An 18,068-nucleotide genomic window follows, 5' to 3' on the forward strand; every position below is an offset into this window, starting at 1 on the left:
GCCGCGTCAGAGGCTGGTGATTCGGCGCACGTCCCGCAGCCGCAGCTCGACATCGACGAAGTTGCGCTCCGCGCCGCTGGTGGGGGTGGCGCGGGGATAGACGGGCTCGGCCCGGTCGTCGAAGACCGGCGCCTCCCAGCCCTGCGTCGTGTCGAAGAACCGCCGCGCGCCGTCCTCGCCGAACTCGCGCAGGTAGCCCTGCACGACCGTGTCGAGATAGCTCAGAAGGATCGGATGCGCCTCGGTGGCGTCGGTGTCGTGCTCGGGCCTGGTGCGGTAGATCTGGATGTCGAGCGGCCGCGCGGCGGTCGCCGGTCCGTCGTGGCTCCGCTCGTGGTCGTGGTCGATCTCGAGGACCGGATGGCGGTCATAGGCGTATTCGCGTGCGTCGAGCGCGCTCCAGTCCGCGCCGGGGACGGCGGCGATCAGCCCCTCGATCCGGGTTCCCGGCGCCTCGAAGGCCGTCAGGAACGCGACCTTCCTCAGCCGCGTCCGCTTCCACGTCCGGCCCCAGCCGCGCACGGCGGCGCGGGCCACGCGGGGAAAGTCGTGGGTGTCGCGGTTCACGAGGCTGCCATAGCCGAAGAAGAAGGGATCGCCGGTCATGCCCCTCCCATGAAGAATGCGCGGGGGGTGTTCAAGGCCTCTTGCGGGGGCAGGCGGCTTTGCTATTGTACGCCTGCCCGCACGTGGGAGACGCTGGTCCGGCAGGGCCAGGGCCGAAGGAGCAACCGCCCCGGTAAACTCTCAGGCACAACGGACCGCTGCGGGTAATGGACTCTGGAGAGAGGTGCGCGCCGACGCATCCGCCGAAGGGATAACGATCTCAGGCGAAAGGACAGAGGGGGCATCGAACGGCGCGGACAGCGCCCAGACGATGCCGGGCCAACCCCTGACGGGGTCCCGGGGAACGGGGATGCATGGCCGGGACCTCTCACGCGACTGACGACCTCAAGACGCTGCCGCTTCGTGCGTTGCACGAGGAACACGGCGCCACCTTCGTGCCCTTCGCGGGCTGGGAGATGCCGGTGCGCTATGCCGCCGGCGTCATGGCCGAGCACCTCTGGTGCCGCGAGAAGGCGGGCCTGTTCGATGTCTCGCACATGGGGCAGGTGATGCTGCCCCACGGCGCGGACGAGGCGCTGGAGGCGCTGGTGCCGATGGACGTCGTCGGCCTGAAGGAGGGCCGCCAGCGCTATGCGTATTTCACCAACGCGGCGGGCGGGCTTCTGGACGACCTGATGATCGCGCGGCACGACGACGGGCTGCACCTTGTCGTGAACGCGGCCTGCGCCGAGGCCGACATCGCGCATCTGCGCGCGCATGCGCCGGGGGTCGAGGTCCTGGAGGGGCTCGCGCTTCTGGCGCTGCAGGGGCCGATGGCCGAGGCCGCTCTGGCCGGCCTGCTGCCCGAGGTCGCGGCGATGCGCTTCATGGACGTGCGCCGCCTGACGTGGGAGGGCGCAGTGCTTCGCGTCTCACGGTCGGGCTATACCGGCGAGGACGGCTTCGAGATCTCGGTGCCGGCGGGCATGGTCGAGGCCTTCGCGCGGGCGCTTCTGTCGGACGGGCGCGTCGCGCCGATCGGCCTCGGGGCGCGCGATTCGCTCCGGCTCGAGGCGGGCCTTCCGCTTTACGGCCAGGACCTCGGGCCCGACATCACGCCGGTCGAGGCGGGACTGGGCTGGGCGATCCAGAAGGTGCGGCGCAGGGGCGGCGCGCGCGAGGGGGGCTTTCCCGGCGCGGACGTCATACTGCGGCAGATCGAGACAGGCGCGCCGCGCCGCCGTGCGGGCCTTCTGCCCGAGGGGCGGGCGCCGATGCGCGCGGGCACGCCGCTGTTCGACGCGCTCGAGGGCGGCGCGCAGGTGGGCGAGGTGACGTCGGGCGGGTTCGGTCCCTCGGTCGGGGCGCCCGTGGCGATCGCGCTTCTTGACGCGGAGGTGCCATCCGATGTGACCCTCCACGGGGAGGTGCGGGGACGGCGGCTTCCCGCGCGACAGGCGGCGACGCCCTTCGTGCCGCCAGGATACAAACGCTGACACCGGAAGAATGCGAGTGCGACACATGAAGTTCACCGAAGACCATGAATGGCTCCGGCCCGAGGGCGACCTGATCGTCGTGGGCATCACCGAATACGCCGCCACCCAGCTTGGCGACGTCGTCTATGTCGAACTGCCCGAGATCGAGACGCAGGTCGCCAAGGGCGACGAGGTCGTCGTGATCGAGAGCGTCAAGGCGGCCTCGGACATCGTCGCCCCGCTGGAGGGCGAGATCGTCGAGGTCAACGAGGCGCTGGCCGCCAATCCCGGCCTCGTCAACGAGGACCCGATGGGAGACGCCTGGTTCTTCAAGATCAGGGTCGAGGACGAGACGGCCCTCGACGCGCTGATGACCGAGGACGAGTACAAGGACCACATCGGGGAGTGACGCGCCCCGGGCGCGCCGGTCTGCCGGGGGGCCAGCCCCCCGGACCCCCCGGCGTATTTCAGGAAAGATGAAGGGGCGGGGCCGGGAGGCTCCGGCACCCGCTGCGAGAGGCGATACCATGCCCTGGATGACGACCGACTACGACCCGACCGATTTCGCGAACCGCCGCCATATCGGGCCTTCGCCGGCCGAGATGGCCGAGATGCTGCAGGCGGTGGGCGCCGAAAGCCTCGATCAGCTGATCGAGGAGACGGTGCCGTCGACGATCCGGCAGGCCGACGCGCTGGACTGGGCGCCGATGTCGGAGGCGGAGCTTCTGGCCCACATGCGCGACATCGCGGCGCGGAACAAGCCGATGGTCCAGATGATCGGGCAGGGCTACTACGGGACCCATACGCCGCCCGCGATCCAGCGCAACGTGCTGGAGAACCCGGCCTGGTACACCGCCTACACCCCCTACCAGCCGGAGATCGCGCAGGGGCGGCTCGAGGCGCTTCTGAACTTCCAGACGATGGTGGCCGATCTTACCGGGCTGGAGATCGCGAACGCGTCGCTGCTTGACGAGGCGACGGCCTGCGCCGAGGCGATGGTGATGGCCGAGCGCGTGGCGAAGTCCAAGGCGCGGGCCTTCTTCGTCGACGAGAACTGCCATCCGCAGAACATCGCGGTGATGCGCACGCGGGCCGAGCCGCTTGGCATCGAGCTGATCGTGGGCGCGGCCGAGGATCTCGATCCGGCCGCGGTCTTCGGCGCGATCTTCCAGTATCCGGGCACCTTCGGGCATCTGTCCGACCCGTCCGAGGCCATCGCCGCGCTGCAGGCGCACAAGGCCATCGGCATCGTTGCGACGGATCTCCTGGCGCTGACGCTGGTGAAGGAGCCGGGGGCGATGGGGGCCGATATCGCCGTGGGCTCCGCGCAGAGGTTCGGCGTGCCGCTGGGGTATGGCGGTCCGCACGCGGCCTTCATCGCCTGCCACGACGCGCACAAGCGCGCGATGCCCGGCCGCATCGTCGGCGTCTCGGTGGACAGCCACGGGCAAAAGGCCTATCGCCTCGCGCTGCAGACGCGCGAGCAGCACATCCGGCGCGAGAAGGCGACCTCGAACGTGTGCACGGCGCAGGCGCTGCTGGCCGTGATGGCGAGCTTCTACGCGGTGTTTCACGGTCCCGTCGGGCTGCGCGCGATCGCCGAACGGGTGCACCGCAAGGCCGCGCGGCTCGCCGCGGCCCTCGACGCGGGCGGGTTCGCGCCCGAGGCCCGCGTCTTTTTCGACACGATCACCGTGCATGTGGGCGATCGGCAGTCGCGGATCATGGCGGCCGCCGTGGCGCGGGGCATCAACCTTCGCGACGTAGGCAGCGACCGCATCGGCATCTCGGTGGACGAGACCACCACCGAGGCGCATCTCGAGGCCGTGTGCCGCGCCTTCGGCGTCTTGAAGCCCCCAGCGCAGGTGCTGCCCGCGATCCCCGACGCGCTGATGCGGACGAGCGCGTATCTCACGCATCCGATCTTCCACATGAACCGCGCCGAGAGCGAGATGATGCGCTACATGCGCAGGCTGTCGGACCGCGACCTTGCGCTCGACCGTGCGATGATCCCGCTGGGGTCGTGCACGATGAAGCTGAACGCGGCCGTCGAGATGATGCCGGTGACGTGGCCGGAATTCGCGGGTCTGCATCCCTTCGCGCCCGCCGACCAGGCCGAAGGCTACGCCGCGATGATCGAGGACCTGAACGCGCGGCTGTGCGAGATCACGGGCTACGACGCGATGTCGATGCAGCCCAATTCAGGCGCGCAGGGCGAATACGCCGGGCTTCTGACGATCGCGGCCTACCATGCGGCGCGGGGCGAGGCGCACCGGCGCGTCTGCCTGATCCCGGTCTCGGCGCATGGCACCAACCCGGCGTCCGCGCACATGGCGGGGATGGAGGTCGTCGTGGTGAAGGCGGCGGAGAACGGCGACATCGACCTCGACGATTTCCGCGCCAAGGCCGAGGCCGCGGGCGAGCGGCTCGCGGCCTGCATGATCACCTATCCGTCGACGCACGGCGTCTTCGAGGAGACGGTGAGCGAGGTCTGCCGGATCACGCACGCGCATGGCGGCCAGGTCTATCTCGACGGGGCGAACCTCAACGCGATGGTCGGCCTGTCGAAGCCTGGCGAGATCGGCGCGGACGTGAGCCACCTGAACCTCCACAAGACGTTCTGCATCCCGCATGGCGGGGGCGGGCCGGGAATGGGGCCGATCGGCGTGAAGGCGCACCTCGCACCCTACCTGCCGGGGCATCCCGAGACGGGCGGCCGCGAGGGGCCGGTGTCGGGGGCGCCCTACGGTTCGGCCTCGATCCTGCCGATCTCCTACGCCTACGTGCGGCTGATGGGGGGTGCGGGCCTGACGCAGGCGACGCGGGTCGCGATCCTGAACGCCAACTACGTCGCGGCGCGGCTCAAGGGGGCCTACGACGTGCTCTTCGCGGGCCGGAACGGCCGCGTGGCGCATGAATGCATCCTCGACACGCGCCCCTTCGCCGAGGCGGGCGTGACCGTGGACGACATCGCGAAGCGGCTCATGGACCACGGCTTTCACGCGCCGACGATGAGCTGGCCGGTCGCGGGCACCCTGATGATCGAGCCGACCGAGAGCGAGGCGAAGTCCGAGCTCGATCGGTTCATCGCCGCCATGCTGGCGATCCGCGACGAGATCGCGGCGGTCGAAAGCGGCGCGGTCGCCGTGGAGGAAAGCCCGCTGAGGTTCGCGCCGCACACGATGGAAGACCTCGTGCGGGACTGGACGCGGGCCTACAGCCGCGAGGAGGGCTGTTTCCCTCTCGGGGCCTTCCGGGTCGACAAGTACTGGCCGCCTGTCAACCGCGTCGACAACACCTATGGCGACCGCCACCTCGTGTGCACCTGCCCGCCGTTGGAGGACTATCTCGACGCGGCCGAGTGAGGCGTGACCGCCGCGGCCCTTCTGGGCATGGAGCGGCGTCTCGAGGCGGGACGCCTCTCGGCGCCGATTGCCTCCGGCGGGAGTTTTTCGGCAAGGATGAAGCGGTTTACGGGCGGGGGCCTGCGGCCTGCGCCCGGGGCGCAGTGCGCATCCGAAGGGGGCGGCGCAAGGGCGATGGCGCAAGGACGGCGCGCCCGCGAAGGCGAAGATCCGCAACTCTGCGCAATCTTCCGGATCTGCGACTTTACGTTGCAGGCGGGGGCGCTATGCTTCCTCAAGACGCGTGGATGTGCGCGGAACAGCATCACGGAGACCGAAGACATGTCGCGGATGGAGCAGATCGAAAGCGGAAGCGTCGTCAACGAGGCCGAGGAAGACGCTGACATCGCGCTCTGGAACCGGATGGGCCGCGCGGCGATGTTCTTCTGCATCTGGAGCGCAATGGCGATCCCGGTCCTGCTGGTGATCTCGGTCAGGTAGAAGCCTCGGGCGGGTCCTCGTGCGGCGCCGTTCACGGCTGGCTGCAGGGGATGTCCTTTCACGACAGGGTCGTGAACCGATGAGGCCCGTGCAGGGTGCGCGGGCCTTTGTTGTTGTGAGGTATCGCCGGCCGCAAGACCGAACGGGAACGGTCGGACGCGGTCGCCTGCATGTGCGTCAGGAGATGTGGGCGGTCGGTCTCAGCGGTCGGACAGCGTCACGTCGATCCGGACCCTGAGCGGGGCGCGCGAGCGTGGCTGAAGCCTCGACACGGCATGGGCGAGGGCCGCCGACAGGACACCCGCGATGATCACCGAGAATCCCGAGCCGATGTAGATCAGGATGGCTTCGCCGAAGGTCGCGAACCCGAGGGCCCATGCGCCAAGCGCGAGGGGCATGGCGATCATGCCAGCCAGCAATACCAGTCCCAATGCCATCGAATCCTCCCTCCGGTATGGTCCGACCCTTCTTGCGGGGTGATGCATGAAGAATGCGGTAAAACTTGGGCGTGGGAAGCTTTCTGTGTCCTGAATGGAAACAGTGGCGAATTGCCGCCGAAACTGGCGGAGCGGGCATTTCGATGATCCTGGCCGATATGTCGTGGATGCCGACGCCAGTTTTCACACATATTGAGTGACTTGCGCTGCATCCGGCCCATGCGGCGCGCTGCGGTTTTCGAAACGACGCTCCTGCAACGTGCGACAGTTCTGCAACATCGCGCGCATGTCGAAGCTTCGTGTCGAAGCGCCGGAAAGGCCCGGGGACAATGGCGGTCCCGCCGCGCCCCAGTCGATTCGCGGCCGCGCGATCCCGCTCAGGCGGGCGTTCGCGCGTGGCTGCGGACGAAGGCCTCGATCTCGGCGGCAGGTCGCGCGCCGGTGAGTCGGGCGACCTCCTGGCCATCGCGGAACAGGATCAGAAGCGGAATTCCCCTGATGCCGTAGCGCTGCGAGGCGTCGCCGTGGACCTGCGTGTTGAGCTTGGCGAAGCGGGCCTGCGGGGCGAGCGCGCGGGCGGCCTTCTCGAATTCCGGCGCCATCATGCGGCACGGTCCGCACCACGGCGCCCAGAAATCGGCGACGAGGGGAAGCGTGTCGTTCCGCTCGGCGCGGCGCAGGGTCTCGCTGTCGAGGTCGTGGACGCGGCCCTCGGTCAGCTTCGCGCCGCAGGTGCCGCATTTGGGATGGGCGGAGAGCCTGTCGGAGGGCACGCGGTTCACGCTTGCACAGGACAGGCAGGTGACGCGGTGATCGGGCATGGCGGTCGGGCTCCGCTTGATTGACGATGTCAATATGGGTGCATGCGCCGATGCCGCCAAGCCCTTCGCGGGCCGCGCAAGAAAAAAGGGGCGCCGCCCTCGCGGGCACGCCCCCTTCGGTCGCGTCGGTGAAGCGCCCTCAGAGGGGCTGCAGGTTCACGGCGCTTTCGCGGCCGTCACGGCCGGACTCGAGGTCATAGCTGACCTTCTGGTTGTCGGCGAGGCCGGTCAGGCCCGAACGCTCGACGGCCGAGATGTGGACGAACACGTCCTTGCCGCCGCTTTCGGGCTGAATGAAGCCGAAGCCTTTGGTGCTGTTGAACCATTTCACGGTGCCAGTGGCCATCGTGATGTCTCCTGTAGCGTAGTCCCGCCCGCGGAAGTGCGGCGGTGTGGCGTCAGTCGTAAGCAAATCGAGACTGAAGCCTTGGTAGAGGAGACAGTTGGTCGATGCGATAACGGTCGCAGGGGCTATATGGGGGAAAACGGTCGATATCGCAAGGATTCTTCGCCGGGGTCCGGCCCCAATCTTCGTGAGGCGGCCTGGAGAGGCCGCGCCACGGTCTTCGTCGCGGCGTCCGATTGGGGTGCGATGGCGCGCCGACGCGGGGCCGGCGCGGCACGTCTGGGACGGAGCCGCGTTCCCGCGGCCCCGTGCGGAGACCTATCTCGCGAATTTCTTGTATTTCACCCGCTTGGGTTCCAGCGCGTCGGGGCCGAGGCGGCGCTTCTTGTCTTCCTCGTAATCCTCGAAGTTGCCTTCGAACCATTCGACATGCGCCTCGCCCTCGAAGGCGAGGATGTGGGTGCAGAGCCGGTCGAGGAAGAAGCGGTCGTGGCTGATGATCACGGCGCAGCCCGCGAAATCCTCGAGCGCGTCCTCGAGCGCCCGCAGCGTCTCGACGTCGAGGTCGTTCGTCGGCTCGTCGAGCAGCAGGACGTTGCCGCCCGACTTCAGGAGCTTGGCCATGTGCACGCGGTTGCGCTCGCCTCCCGACAGCAGGCCCACCTTCTTCTGCTGGTCGCCGCCCTTGAAGTTGAACGCGCCGCAATAGGCGCGCGAGTTCATCGAGGCGTCGCCCAGTTCGATGATCTCGGCCCCGCCCGAGATTTCCTCCCACACCGTCTTGTCGGCGTCGAGCGCGTCGCGCGACTGATCGACGTAGGACAGCTTGACGGTGTCGCCGTAGTCGAGCGTCCCCTCGTCGGGCTTTTCCTGTCCGGTCAGCATCCTGAACAGCGTCGACTTGCCCGCGCCGTTGGGCCCGATCACGCCCACGATGCCGCCGGGCGGCAGCGAGAAGGTCAGGTTCTCGATCAGCAGGCGGTCGCCGTAGCCCTTCTTGAGGTTCTCCACCTCGATGACCTTCTGGCCGAGGCGGGGTCCGTTGGGGATGACGATCTGGGCCTTGCCGACCTTCTCGCGCTCGGACTGGCCGGCCATCTGCTCGTAGGCGTTGATCCGGGCCTTCTGCTTGGCCTGACGCGCCTTGGCGCCGGCGCGGATCCATTCCAGTTCGCGCTCCAGTGTCTTCTGGCGGGACTTGTCCTCGCGCGCCTCCTGCGCCAGCCGCTTGGCCTTCTGCTCCAGCCACGAGGAATAGTTGCCCTCGTAGGGAATTCCCCGGCCGCGGTCGAGTTCGAGGATCCATCCGGTGATGTCGTCGAGGAAGTAGCGGTCGTGCGTGACGATCAGGCAGGTGCCCTTGTAGTCGATCAGGTGCTGCTGCAGCCAGGCGATGGTTTCGGCGTCGAGGTGGTTCGTGGGCTCGTCCAGAAGCAGCATGTCGGGCGCTTCAAGCAGCAGCTTGCACAGCGCGACGCGGCGCCGCTCTCCGCCCGAGAGATGCTCGGGCATGGCCTCGTCGGGGGGGCAGCGCAGCGCCTCCATCGCGACGTCGATCTGGCTGTCGAGATCCCACAGGTTCTCGCTGTCGATCTCGTCCTGAAGCTGCGCCATCTCCTCGGCGGTGTCGTCGGAGTAGTTCATCGCCAGTTCGTTGAACCGGTCGAGCTTGGCCTTCTTGGCCGCGACGCCCTCCATGACGTTGGCGCGCACGTTGATCGCCTCGTCGAGCTGGGGTTCCTGCGGCAGGTAGCCCACGCGCGCGCCCTGCGCGGCCCAAGCCTCGCCCGTGAAGTCCTTGTCCCAGCCGGCCATGATGCGCAGCAGCGTCGACTTGCCGGCGCCGTTGGGGCCGACGACGCCGATCTTCACGCCGGGCAGGAAGCTGAGGCGGACGTTCTCGAAGCATTTCTTGCCGCCCGGATAGGTCTTTGAGACGCCATCCATGTGGTAGACGTACTGGTAGCTGGCCATGGTTCCCTCACGAGGTTTCGCGGGATAGATAACGACGCGCCGGGGCAGGGGCAATGCGCGGGCGCGGCCTGTCTCGGCCCGGCGTTGACTTCCGGGGGCTCTCCGACCCATCAAGACGCGCCGACGCCACCGGCGCACGCCATCCGAAGGAACCCCCTCGTCTTGCTGCGCTCCGACCTGCCCCTCGCCCTTCCCGGACAGACCGTCGGCCTGTTCGGCGGCTCGTTCGACCCGCCGCACGCGGGTCATGTCCATGTCAGCCGCGAGGCGCTGAAGCGGCTCGGGCTCGACCGGGTGTGGTGGCTCGTCAGTCCGGGCAATCCCCTCAAGGCGAACGGTCCCGCGCCGATCGCGCGCCGCATGGACGCCGCGCGCGCGCTGGTGCGCGACCCGCGCATCACCGTCACCGACGTCGAGGACAGGCTGGGGACGCGCTACACCGCCGAGACGATCGAGCGGCTCGGCGCGCTTTATCCCGGCGTGCGGTTCGTCTGGCTCATGGGGTCCGACAACCTTGCACAGTTCCACCGCTGGCAGCGTTGGGACTGGATCATGTGCGCCATTCCCATCGCGGTCTTCGCCCGTCCCGGACGCCGCGTGTCGGCGCGCACGGCCAAGGCCGCGCGGATCTTCCGCGACGCGCGCTGGCCGGCCGCCGCCGCGCCGCTGGTGGCGCGCGCCGAGGCCCCGGCATGGGTCTTTCTCGACATGCCGATGGTGGACGTGTCCTCGACCGAGATCCGGGCGCGCGGCGGCTGGTGACGCGACTTCCCGTCCCGCGCAAGGTCCCGCCTGAGGGGTTGAGACGCGCCGCCCCGTCTGCATAGTGAGGCGGACGCGACCGAAATGCAGGCAGATGGTTTCCAGACGATTCTTCTTGTCAGGCGCACCCGCGATCGTGCTGTCCACGGCGGCGCGCAAGGCGTGGTCCAGCGCGCCCGAAACCTCGATCATCCCGCTCCGGCGCTCGGACGACCTGTTCCGCCGGTCGGTCCCGCCGCTGGCCGAGGCCGTCGCCGGGCTGCCGGGCCGGGTGGCCTGCGCGGTCGCCGACGCGCAGACCGGCGAGATGCTCGAGGTTCTCGATGCGCTCGTGCCGATGCCGCCGGCCAGCGTCGCCAAGGCGATGACCACGGCCTACGGGCTTGACCGGCTTGGCCCCGGCTTCCGGTTCCGCACCGCGCTCGTCACCGACGGGACGCTGGCGGACGGACGGCTCGAGGGCGACCTGTGGCTGGTGGGCGGCGGCGATCCTGTGCTCGACACCGACGCGCTGGACGCGATGGCGCGCGCGCTGGGCGAGATCGGCCTGAGGGAGGTGACGGGCGCGTTCCGCGTCGCCACCGGCGCGCTGCCCTTCATCGACCAGATCGATCCCTCGCAATTGCCCCACGCGGGATACAATCCCTCGGTCTCGGCGCTGAACCTCAACTTCAACCGCGTGTTCTTCGAGTGGGAGCGCGCGGAGGGTGACTACCGGGTGCGGATGGACGCGCGGGGCACGGGCGTGTCCCCCTCGGTGACCGTGTCGCGCATGACCATCGAGGACCGCGATTATCCCGTCTATACCTTCGAGCGCGGCGCGGCGCGCGACGAATGGACGGTGGCGCGCGGCGCGCTCGGCGACAATGGCGGGCGCTGGCTGCCGGTGCGGCGGCCCTCGGCCTACGCCGCCGAGGTGTTCCAGATGGTGGCGCGAGAGCGCGGCATCGCGCTGGGCGCTCCGGTCATGTCCGACGCCGCGCCGGAGGGCGCGGGCGTTCTGGTGGAGCATGTCAGCGAAGCGCTCGAGGACATCCTGCGCAGCATGATGCGCTGGTCCACCAACCTCACCGCCGAGATCGTGGGCCTGATGGCGACGCAGGCGGGCGGGGTGCGGCCCGCCACGCTGCAGGAAAGCGGCGCAGAGATGAGCGCATGGATGCACGACCGCCTCGGGGCGCGGAACGTCACCTTTATCGACCATTCCGGCCTCGGCGCCGACAGCCGGATCAGGCCCAACGACATGACCCGCGCCCTCGTGACGGCCGGCCCGAACGGGATGCTGCGCGGGTTGATGAAGGACATCCCCATGCTCGACGGCAACGGCGTTCCGGTGCCGAACCATCCGCTGGACGTTGTGGCCAAGACCGGGACGCTGAACTTCGTCTCGACGCTTGCGGGCTACGTCGAGCCGCCTTCGGGCCGGGTGCTGGCGTTCTCGATCTTCTGCGCCGACCTCGAGCGCCGCGCGTCACTGACCCGCGACCAGATGGAGCGGCCGCCGGGCGGGCGCAGCTACCTCGGCCGCGCGCGCAGGCTGCAACAGGGCCTCGTCGAGCGCTGGGCGGCGATGTTCGGCTGAGGAGGCGCGGCCTAGAGCGTCATGTGCCGCGCCCGCGCGCCGCGTTCGATGGCGGCGGCGTGCAGGCGGTCGATCTCCAGCGCGTCGCGCAACTCCTCGAGGAAGCGCAGCTCGGTCTGCTCGATCGCCCCGTCCGCGGCGGCGACGTCGCAGGCGATGGCGTATGCAGTCTCGAACAGGCGTTCGGGAAGCGTCGCGCGCATCAGACCGAACAGCGCGTCAAGGCCGTCCTCCTCCTCGAAAAGGGTGAACACCGTCTCGGCCACGGCCTGCGTTCGGTCGGCATCGTAGGCGCCGAAGACGGGAAGGTGGTTCACGATCTGCTCGATCTTGAGAAGCTCGGAGGTGCGGATCGCCTCGTCCGAGACGGACACGGCGACCATGACGGCCACCAGCGCGTCTTCGGGGCTCAGGGCTAGGTCGGTCATCGCGCGGGTCCTTCTTCTCGGCTGCGGCGGTATTTATTGACGCCGCGCGGCCGGAGCAATAGGTGCGGGTTCGCGCCGGGCCGAGGGTGGCCCGCGACAAGCCTGGAGACCGTGACGATGACCGAGCTGCGCGATGCCGCGATGACCTCGAAGGCCTGGCCTTTCGAAGAGGCGCGCCGCCTGCTCAAACGTTACGAGGCGGGGCCGCCCGCGAAGGGTCATGTCCTGTTCGAGACGGGCTACGGCCCGTCGGGCCTGCCGCATATCGGCACCTTCGGCGAAGTTCTGCGCACGACGATGATCCGTCGCGCCTTCGAGGTGATCTCGGACATTCCGACGCGCCTGATCTGCTTTTCCGACGACATGGACGGGATGCGGAAGGTGCCGGGCAACGTGCCGAACCAGGAGGCGCTGCGCGAGCATCTGCAGAAGCCGCTGACCTCGGTGCCCGACCCCTTCGGCACGCACGAGAGCTTCGGGCATCACAACAACGCGATGCTGCGGCGCTTCCTCGACACGTTCGGCTTCGAATACGAGTTCTACTCGGCCACCGACTTCTACAGGTCCGGCCAGTTCGACGACATTCTCCTGCGTGCCGCGGAACGCTACGACGCGCTGATGGAAGTGATGCTGAATTCGCTGCGCGAAGAGCGCCAGCAGACCTATTCGATCTTCCTGCCGCTGCACCCCGAGACGGGGCGCGTCCTTTATGTCCCGATCAAGCATGTGGACGCGAAGGAGGGCACCGTGACCTTCGACGACGAGACCGGCCGCGAATGGACCGTTCCCGTCACCGGCGGCCAGTGCAAGTTGCAGTGGAAGCCCGATTTCGGCGCGCGCTGGGCCGCGCTCGGCGTCGATTTCGAGATGTACGGCAAGGACCACTCGACCAACACGCCGATCTACGACGCGATCTGCGAGATCCTGGGCGAGCGCGCGCCCGAGCATTTCACCTACGAGCTCTTCCTCGACGAGAACGGGCAGAAGATCTCGAAGTCGTCGGGCAACGGCATCTCGATCGACGAATGGCTCGCCTATGCCTCGACCGAAAGCCTGTCCTACTTCATGTATCTCAAGCCGAAGACGGCCAAGCGGCTGCATTTCGACGTGATCCCGAAGGCGGTGGACGAATACCACCAGCAACTGAAGGCCTACCCGGACCAGACGACCGAGCAGCAGCTCGCCAACCCCGTCTACCACATCCATCGCGGGCAGGTGCCGCCTTCGACGATGATCGTCAGCTTCGCGATGCTCCTGAACCTCGCCTCCGTCGCCCATGCCGAGGACCGCGAGGCTCTGTGGGGCTTCATCCGCCGCTACGCCCCCGACGCCAGCCCCGAGACGCATCCCGATCTCGACCAGGCCGCCGGCTTCGCGGTGCGCTACTACAACGATTTCGTGAAGCCCACGAAGGTCTTCCGCGCCCCCACCGACCAGGAGCGGGCGGCGATGGAGGAACTTCGCGACTGCCTTGGCGACGCGGCGCGCGCGCTCGACGTGATTGCGCGGAAGAACGCGCAGGAAGGCAAGGAGGCCGACCTGCCCGAGGTCGATTGGCACGACGACGAATTCCTGCAGTCCATCGTCTTCGCCATCGGAAAGACGCATGGCTTCGAGCCGCTCCGCGCGTGGTTCTCGGCGCTCTACGAGGTGCTGATGGGCGCAAGCCAGGGACCGCGCTTCGGCGGGTTCATCGCGCTTTACGGCATCGAGGAGACGCGCGCGCTGATCGACCGCGGCCTGAAGGGCGAGGTCTCGGCCTAGGACCTTCCTCCCTCCGGATGGCTTCCTCTGCGCGCCGTCGCGTGAAACCGCGGCGCGGGGCGCTATCTTCCATCGCTGGAAGTCCGAGCGTCCAAGGAGACCATGCCATGCTGCGCGTCCTCATCGCCTGCCTCAGCCTCATTCTCGCCGCGCCCGCCGCGCTCGCCCAGGACCGCCTGGCGCCGAACCCGGATATCGAGGCCACGATCGCCAACCAGTTCGACGCCTTCCGTGCGCGCGACGTGGGCGCGGCGTGGCAATACGCCAGCCCCAACATCCAGGGTCTCTTCGGCAGCCCCGAGACCTTCGGGCGGATGGTCGAAAGCGGCTATCCCATGGTCTGGACGCCCGGCGCGGTCGAGTTCATCGACCTGCTTTCGTTCGGCGGCGTCCTCGTGCAGCGGGTCGAGGTGATCGACGGCGCGGGCACGGCGCATTACCTCGGCTATCAGATGGTAGAGACCGCGGATGGTTGGCGGATCAACGGGGTGCAGGTCCTCGACGCGCCGCAGATCGGGGTCTGACCCATGTCCGCCCGCATGGCCTTAACCCCGCGTTAAGGCATCCGGCCTAGAAAGGGCCCTCGGTCCGGCGTGGCAGCGCCGGGCGTCTCAAACGACATCGCTCGCAAAAATCGAGGTGGCCTTTTCCAGGGGGCGCGCCTTTCCCGCCCCTTCGGCCGCGCCGCAAAGGGGTAAGACATGAACCAGGTGATCACCGACGGTCTGGCGCTGATGCCGCCCGCATTCTCCGAAGGCCTTGCGGCCTGGTCCCGGCAGGACGGCACGCCCGGCAGCGACACCTGGGCCACGGCGGCGAACGCGACACTGGTGGCTGCCGACGCAGATTTCGGCGCCTGCCTCGAGGTGGTGAAGACCGACAGCGTCACGCAGATCCGCCACATGGGCCAGACGCCGATGCGTCCGGGGATGTATCTGCGCGTCTCGGCCCGCCTCAAGGTCCTGTCGGGCAGCCTGCCAGAGGCGCGCATCGCGGGCTGGGCCGGGGACGCGGGCGGCGCGCAGGTCGCCGGCGTGACGGCAAGCGGGCCCACGGTCACGCCCGCGGGCTACGGCGAGGTCGTCACCGTGTCCGCCATCCTCGGTTCGGGCGCGCGGGGCGGCGTGGACATGGTCTGGGGCGAGGTGCCGGTCTACGGCCACCTCGGCATCGACCTGACCGGCCCGAATTCGGGCCAGGTGCGCATCGAGAGCGTCCGGATCGAGGACGTAACCCACGTCTTCCACCGAAAGATGATGGATTGGGTCGACGTGCTGGATTTCGGCGCCGTGGGCGACGGTGTCACGGACGACCGTGCGGCCTTCATCGCCGCCGACGCCGCCGCAGCAGGGCGCGAGGTCCTCGTGCCCGCGGGCACCTACCTGATCGGCGACCACCTCACCATGAGCGCACCCGTGCGCTTCGAGGGGTCGCTGGTCATGCCGCCGCACGCGCGCCTCGCGCTGCAGCGCAACTACGACCTCGACGGCTATTCCGAGGCCTTCGGCGACGATGTCGAGGGGCTGAGGAAGGGGCTCCAGATCCTGTTCAACAGCTGGGACTTCGAGGCGTTCGACCTGTGCGGCCGCCGTGTCATGCTGGACGCGCCGATCGACGTGCAGGCCGTCGTCGGCAACAAGAACACCTACGCCAACCGCCGCGTGATCCGGAACGGGCAGCTGTCGGCGGACGAAAGCGCGGGCTGGGCCGACGAGGTGCACACGCGCACGGCAAGCTGGTCCTCGGGGGCGCCGCTGGAGTTGTCGAACGTCGCCAACGCCGCCTCGATCCCGGTCGGCGCGCTCGTCACCGGGGCGCAGGGCGTGGGTCGCGAGGTCTACGTCTCGGCGGTGAACGCGGCGCAGGGGCGCGTGACGCTGTCCGCGCCGCTCTGGGGGGCGCCCGCGCAGCAGGATTACGGCTTCACGCGGTTCAGGTACCTGCTCGACTTCTCGGGTTTCCTGAACCTTCAGCGCTTCGTCGTGTCCGACATCGAGTTCCTGTGCGCCGGCCGCTGTTCGGGCCTGATGCTGCCGGTCGACGGGCTGGTGTTCCAGGTCCGCGACTGCTTCTTCACGGCGCCGAAGGACCGCGGCATCACCTCCCCCGGAGAGGGCTGCCAGGGAATGCAGATCGACCGCTGCCAGTTCCTGTCGAACGAGCAGACGCTGCGCGTGCAGGACCGCGCCTCGATCGCCTTCAACGCCAATGCGTCCGACGTGAAGGTGCGCGACAACCGCGCGGTCAAGTTCCTGCACTTCGGCATCCTCGGCGGCGCGGGCAACATACTGACCGGAAACCATTTCTTCCAGGGCGACGACGAGACGGACGGCCTGCGCTCGGCCGGCCTGATCCTCACGCGGACCAACGCCAAGACGACGTTCACCGGGAACTATGTCGACAACTGCTTCGTCGAATGGGGCAACGAGCACGACCCCGAGCCCGCGATGCAGGGCGAGTTCAGCTTTCACGGGCTGACGGCGAACGCCAACATCTTCTTCGCCTCGAACGCGACGCCCTTCATGAAGTTCATCCTCATCAAGCCCTACGGCCCGGATCACTACCTCAACGGCATCTCGATCTGCGACAACCTCTTCAAGGAGACGAACGGCCCCGCGCTCGAGGCTGTGGAGGGGGTGGACGCCTCGGTTGCGCCGCTCGACCTGACGCGGGCCAACGACGTGCTTTTCGCCGGAAACACGTTCCACGGCGTGACGAAGCGGACGGAGAACCCCGTCGTCCGCCGCGTGGTCGAGAATACGGCCTCGCAGGTCTGGTCGGTGGATCTGAGCGACGCGCTGCCCTTCGGTTGCGAGGCGCAGGCCGCACTTTCGGTGATACCCGACGGCGCGGTGCGCAACGCGGCGAACGCGTCCGTCTTCACGATGCCCTACGCCACGGCGCGCGCGGGCTCGGGCGGCCGGTCGGTCCAGCTGACATGGTCCGAACCGGTGCGCGGCGCGGTGCATCTTTCGGCGCGCTGCGACAGCTGACGCGGGCCGTCCCCGTCCGGTCCGGCCCCTGGCACCGCCGCCGGGGGTTTCCCCCGGCCGGCCGGCAGGCTAGCTCGTCACCCGACGACACGACGAGGCCAGACATGACCGCCCTTCCGGTTGAAAACGTGCAGGACTACCCCCGCCCGCCAGCGCTCGAGCGCGTGACCGAACGCCTGCGCGTCGTGTTCGGCGGCGTCACGATCGCCGACACCACGCGCGCCTTCCGCGTCCTCGAGACGCACCACGCGCCGACCTACTACCTCCCCCCGGAGGACGTGCTGCCCGTCGCCCTCGTGCCCTCGACGCGCGAGACGTTCTGCGAGTGGAAGGGCAGGGCGGCCTATTTCGACATCGTCCTCGACACGCGTCGCTCGCGCAACGCAGCCTGGTGCTATCCCGCGCCGGTGGCGGCCTATGCGGCGTTGAAGGACCACCTGTCGTTCTACGCGGGATCGGTCGACGAGGCGTGGGTCGGGGACATGAAGGTCGCCCCCCAGCCGGGCGACTTCTACGGCGGCTGGGTGACGCCGAACCTGACCGGCCGGATCAAGGGCGCGGCTGGAACGCTGCACTGGTAGGGGTCAGTCGGGCGCGAGGTCGCCCGCCTGCATCCGGTATGCCTTGCCGAACCCGCCGTTCAGGAACGCGGTGACGGGGTCGAGGCGCAGAAGCCGGAAATCGCCGAAGTCGTAATACAGCTCCGCCTTTGGATAGTGGCGCAGGTAATGCGCCCGCAACGCCGTCTTGTCGGCCGCTTCGGCGCGGCACTGAAGCGTCAGGCGCGGATGCGTGAGCGGGTCGCCCTTGCCGCCCGGCTCGCCCAGCAGCAGCGAACAGGCGGGCTCGGCGTCCAGCGCAGCGGTATGGCTCGACAGCGTGGAGACCAGCGTCAGCGGGACGCCGTCTGCCCCCGGCACGACGGCGATGCGCGTGACCATCGGCGCGCCCGTCGCGGGGTCGATCACGCCAAGCGCGCCGTGCCGCGCTTCGGCGATCAGCCGGCGGGCAAGCGCGCGCGCCTCGTCGTCGGTGGGGCGGATCGGGTCGGCGGGGGTCTTGGTCATCGCCGGAGGCTAGCACGGCCCGCGCACC

17 protein-coding genes and 1 riboswitch are annotated in these 18,068 nt (G+C 68.8%); of the genes, 10 read left to right on the top strand and 7 right to left on the bottom strand.

Annotated elements, in window-relative coordinates:
- Positions 1–6: 6 nt before the first annotated feature.
- The gene (locus P6F26_RS05810) at positions 7–606 is read right to left on the bottom strand and encodes a gamma-glutamylcyclotransferase family protein (RefSeq protein ID WP_278027711.1); all 600 of its coding nucleotides are present in this window, start codon (positions 604–606) and stop codon (positions 7–9) included.
- A 164-nt stretch (positions 607–770) separates the two neighbouring features.
- Positions 771–852, top strand: a riboswitch (glycine riboswitch).
- A 68-nt stretch (positions 853–920) separates the two neighbouring features.
- Here P6F26_RS05810 and gcvT point away from each other — a divergent pair.
- From gcvT to P6F26_RS05830, 4 genes are all read left to right on the top strand, one after another.
- Positions 921–2,042, top strand: coding sequence for a glycine cleavage system aminomethyltransferase GcvT (gene gcvT, locus P6F26_RS05815; RefSeq protein ID WP_278027712.1), 1,122 nt, complete (start codon positions 921–923; stop codon positions 2,040–2,042).
- A gap of 25 nt (positions 2,043–2,067) precedes the next feature.
- Positions 2,068–2,430, top strand: a complete 363-nt coding sequence (gene gcvH, locus P6F26_RS05820) for a glycine cleavage system protein GcvH (RefSeq protein WP_278027713.1) — start codon at positions 2,068–2,070, stop codon at positions 2,428–2,430.
- Positions 2,431–2,548: 118 nt separating this feature from the next.
- Complete coding sequence (gene gcvP, locus P6F26_RS05825) at positions 2,549–5,386, top strand: aminomethyl-transferring glycine dehydrogenase (RefSeq protein WP_278027714.1); 2,838 nt, start codon at positions 2,549–2,551, stop codon at positions 5,384–5,386.
- Between the two features lie 321 nt (positions 5,387–5,707).
- Positions 5,708–5,866, top strand: a complete 159-nt coding sequence (locus tag P6F26_RS05830; RefSeq protein ID WP_278027715.1) for a hypothetical protein — start codon at positions 5,708–5,710, stop codon at positions 5,864–5,866.
- Positions 5,867–6,066: 200 nt separating this feature from the next.
- Here the strand turns inward: P6F26_RS05830 and P6F26_RS05835 are convergent, their stop codons facing one another.
- From P6F26_RS05835 to ettA, 4 genes are all read right to left on the bottom strand, one after another.
- Positions 6,067–6,303 carry a hypothetical protein gene (locus tag P6F26_RS05835; RefSeq protein ID WP_278027716.1) on the bottom strand — a complete coding sequence of 79 codons (237 nt, stop codon included), beginning with the start codon at positions 6,301–6,303 and terminating at the stop codon, positions 6,067–6,069.
- 377 nt (positions 6,304–6,680) lie between these two features.
- Positions 6,681–7,124: a thioredoxin TrxC gene (gene trxC, locus P6F26_RS05840; protein WP_278027717.1), complete on the bottom strand. Its 444-nt coding sequence runs from the start codon at positions 7,122–7,124 to the stop codon at positions 6,681–6,683.
- A gap of 139 nt (positions 7,125–7,263) precedes the next feature.
- On the bottom strand, positions 7,264–7,470 hold the full coding sequence (locus P6F26_RS05845) for a cold-shock protein (RefSeq protein WP_278027718.1): 207 nt from the start codon (positions 7,468–7,470) through the stop codon (positions 7,264–7,266).
- Positions 7,471–7,788: 318 nt separating this feature from the next.
- Complete coding sequence (gene ettA, locus P6F26_RS05850) at positions 7,789–9,444, bottom strand: energy-dependent translational throttle protein EttA (protein WP_278027719.1); 1,656 nt, start codon at positions 9,442–9,444, stop codon at positions 7,789–7,791.
- Between the two features lie 165 nt (positions 9,445–9,609).
- Between ettA and P6F26_RS05855 the strand changes: the two genes are divergently transcribed.
- Both P6F26_RS05855 and dacB read left to right on the top strand, forming a co-directional pair.
- Entirely contained in the window at positions 9,610–10,206 is a 597-nt protein-coding gene (locus tag P6F26_RS05855; protein WP_278027755.1) for a nicotinate-nucleotide adenylyltransferase, read from the top strand.
- A 115-nt stretch (positions 10,207–10,321) separates the two neighbouring features.
- Positions 10,322–11,788 (top strand): D-alanyl-D-alanine carboxypeptidase/D-alanyl-D-alanine endopeptidase, encoded by a 1,467-nt coding sequence (gene dacB, locus P6F26_RS05860; RefSeq protein WP_278027720.1) that lies wholly within the window; start codon positions 10,322–10,324, stop codon positions 11,786–11,788.
- Between the two features lie 11 nt (positions 11,789–11,799).
- Here dacB and P6F26_RS05865 read toward each other — a convergent pair whose 3' ends face one another.
- Entirely contained in the window at positions 11,800–12,216 is a 417-nt protein-coding gene (locus tag P6F26_RS05865; RefSeq protein ID WP_278027721.1) for a tellurite resistance TerB family protein, read from the bottom strand.
- A gap of 117 nt (positions 12,217–12,333) precedes the next feature.
- Here P6F26_RS05865 and P6F26_RS05870 point away from each other — a divergent pair, with 117 nt between their 5' ends.
- The 4 genes from P6F26_RS05870 (at position 12,334) to P6F26_RS05885 (ending at position 17,554) form a co-directional block, all read left to right on the top strand.
- On the top strand, positions 12,334–13,980 hold the full coding sequence (locus tag P6F26_RS05870; RefSeq protein ID WP_278027722.1) for a lysine--tRNA ligase: 1,647 nt from the start codon (positions 12,334–12,336) through the stop codon (positions 13,978–13,980).
- Between the two features lie 107 nt (positions 13,981–14,087).
- The gene (locus tag P6F26_RS05875) at positions 14,088–14,504 is read left to right on the top strand and encodes a DUF4864 domain-containing protein (RefSeq protein ID WP_278027723.1); all 417 of its coding nucleotides are present in this window, start codon (positions 14,088–14,090) and stop codon (positions 14,502–14,504) included.
- A 177-nt stretch (positions 14,505–14,681) separates the two neighbouring features.
- The gene (locus P6F26_RS05880) at positions 14,682–16,973 is read left to right on the top strand and encodes a glycosyl hydrolase family 28-related protein (RefSeq protein WP_278027724.1); all 2,292 of its coding nucleotides are present in this window, start codon (positions 14,682–14,684) and stop codon (positions 16,971–16,973) included.
- Between the two features lie 104 nt (positions 16,974–17,077).
- Positions 17,078–17,554 (top strand): DUF427 domain-containing protein, encoded by a 477-nt coding sequence (locus P6F26_RS05885; protein WP_278027725.1) that lies wholly within the window; start codon positions 17,078–17,080, stop codon positions 17,552–17,554.
- Between the two features lie 3 nt (positions 17,555–17,557).
- Here P6F26_RS05885 and P6F26_RS05890 read toward each other — a convergent pair whose 3' ends face one another.
- Positions 17,558–18,040, bottom strand: a complete 483-nt coding sequence (locus tag P6F26_RS05890) for a HugZ family pyridoxamine 5'-phosphate oxidase (protein WP_278027726.1) — start codon at positions 18,038–18,040, stop codon at positions 17,558–17,560.
- Positions 18,041–18,068: the final 28 nt, after the last annotated feature.

The sequence above is a fragment of the Roseicyclus salinarum genome (genome assembly GCF_029624655.1).
GTDB lineage: Bacteria > Pseudomonadota > Alphaproteobacteria > Rhodobacterales > Rhodobacteraceae > Roseibacterium > Roseibacterium salinarum.